Below are 2,042 nucleotides of genomic sequence, written 5' to 3' on the forward strand. Positions count from 1 at the left end.
GCGCCCCGGGCTCCATCAGCGCCGCCGGCAGGGACGGGTCGCGGGACGGCAGGGCGGGTGGCAGCGGGCCGTGGCCGGCCGCCGGGTCGACACCGAGCGGCGTCGCGCTGGGGGTACGGGTCTTCTTCGGGTTACGCCTGGCAGGCATCCGGGCCTCCTTCAGTGCCGACCGGCACGGCCGGTCCCGCGCAGCGGCGGTCGGTCGGATCGGCTGGTGACCGCCGTCGCGCGACGGTCGAGTGGGGAAGGGACTGCTCACCGGCGTCGGGCAGACCGTCGCCGCCGAACGGCGGGAGGGGGATGCGGGACGCCCGGGAGCGCACGGACCGCGACGCGGGACGGCGGGCCGGCTCGGAAGTGGGGCGTCAGTTACGCATGTCCGTACCCTAGCCACCGCCGCACCGGCGCGCATCCGTTTTTCCTGGCACCATCGGCTCATGCTGATCGCGTTCTCGATCACCCCGCTCGGCGGTGACGATTCGGTGGGTGACCTGGTCGCTGAGGCGGTTCGGGTGGTCCGTGCGTCCGGCCTGCCCAACCGGACCGATGCCATGTTCACCACCGTCGAGGGTGAGTGGGACGAGGTGATGGCGGTGGTGAAGCGAGCGGTCGACGTGGTCGCCGCGCGGGCACCCCGGGTGAGTGTGGTGCTCAAGGCCGACGTCCGGCCCGGGGTCACCGACGCGCTCACCGGGAAGATCGCCCGTATCGAAGCCCGTCTCGCCGAAGGCTGACGCGCGCGGCGGGCAATGACGACAGGTTTCCCTGTGCGGGGCTCGCCGACCATCGTCGGGCGTCGAAACCGCCAGCGTCATCGTCCACATCACGTGCAGTAACGCGACGTCGGTCACTGGTCCGTATCGGCTCACATCACGGTAAGTTTCCAAACGCTGATAGTGGTGTGACGAGAGGTGGCGGCACGGATGGCTGATCAGGCGAGGGCTCAAATCGGGGTGACCGGGCTGGCGGTGATGGGTCGCAATGTGGCTCGCAACCTGGCTCGCAACGGCTTCACGGTGGCAGTGCACAACCGCTCGCCGGAGCGCACCCGCAGCCTGGTCGCCGAGCACGGCGACGAGGGCACGTTCGTGCCGGGCGAGACGATGGCCGATTTCGTGGCGTCGCTGGAGCGGCCCCGCGCTGTCATCGTGATGGTGAAGGCCGGCGCGCCCACCGACGCGGTGATCGACGAGTTGGTGCCGCTGCTCGACGAGGGCGACATCATCGTCGACTGCGGTAACGCCCACTTCGCGGACACCCGTCGCCGTGAGGAGGCGCTGCGGGCGCAGGGGCTGCACTTCAGCGGCACTGGCGTCTCCGGCGGCGAGGAGGGCGCGCTGCGCGGGCCGAGCATCATGCCGGGCGGTTCCGCCGAGTCGTACGCGAAGCTCGGGCCGATGTTCGAGAAGATCGCCGCCCAGGTGGACGGTGTGCCGTGCTGCATGCACGTCGGGCCGGACGGCGCCGGGCACTTCGTCAAGATGGTGCACAACGGCATCGAGTACGCCGACATGCAGCTCATCGCCGAGGCGTACGACCTGCTCCGGGCCGGGGATACGCACCGGGGGCCGGCACGTGAACACGCGCCGACCCCCGGTGATCGATCCTTCGGCTATCGAACGAATTCGGCAGCTCCGGTCGCCAGATCGAGCAGCGGCGCCGGGGCGACACCCAACACCAGGGTCGCCAGCACACCGATCATCAACGCGGCGGCGGTGAGCCCACCGGGCACTGTGACGGTCGGGGTGGACTCGCCCGGCTCGGAGAGCCACATCATCACCACGACCCGCAGGTACGGGAACGCGAGGATCATGCTGGTCAGCACACCGGCGATCACCAGCCAGGCCTGGCCACCCTCCAGCGCCGGCCCGAAGATGGCGAACTTGCTGGTGAAACCGCTGGTCAGCGGAATACCGGCGAAGGCCAGCAGGATGAACGTGAACAGCGCGGCGAAGAACGGCGACCGCCGGCCCAGCCCGGCCCAGCGGGACAGGTGGGTGGCCTCGCCGTCGTCGTCGCGGACCAGCGTCACCACGGCGAAC

Annotated in this window: 2 protein-coding genes and 1 pseudogene; 2 read left to right on the forward strand and 1 reads right to left on the reverse strand. The window is 70.5% G+C overall.

The features are described 5' to 3' along the window. Positions 1-437 precede the first annotated feature (437 nt). Both KBX53_RS31015 and KBX53_RS31020 read left to right on the forward strand, forming a co-directional pair. A complete protein-coding gene (locus KBX53_RS31015) occupies positions 438-734 on the forward strand; it encodes a thiamine-binding protein (RefSeq protein ID WP_030336432.1) in 297 nt (98 codons plus the stop codon). Between the two features lie 189 nt (positions 735-923). Then, a pseudogene (locus KBX53_RS31020) lies at positions 924-1,553 on the forward strand (NAD(P)-binding domain-containing protein); the annotation flags it as partial. 59 nt (positions 1,554-1,612) lie between these two features. Here KBX53_RS31020 and KBX53_RS31025 read toward each other — a convergent pair. Continuing rightward, the coding region (locus KBX53_RS31025) for a proton-conducting transporter membrane subunit (RefSeq protein ID WP_305797989.1) at positions 1,613-2,042 on the reverse strand (430 nt) is incomplete at its 5' end.

This window comes from Micromonospora sp. M51 (genome assembly GCF_018070305.1).
GTDB classification, from domain to species: Bacteria; Actinomycetota; Actinomycetes; order Mycobacteriales; family Micromonosporaceae; genus Micromonospora; species Micromonospora parva.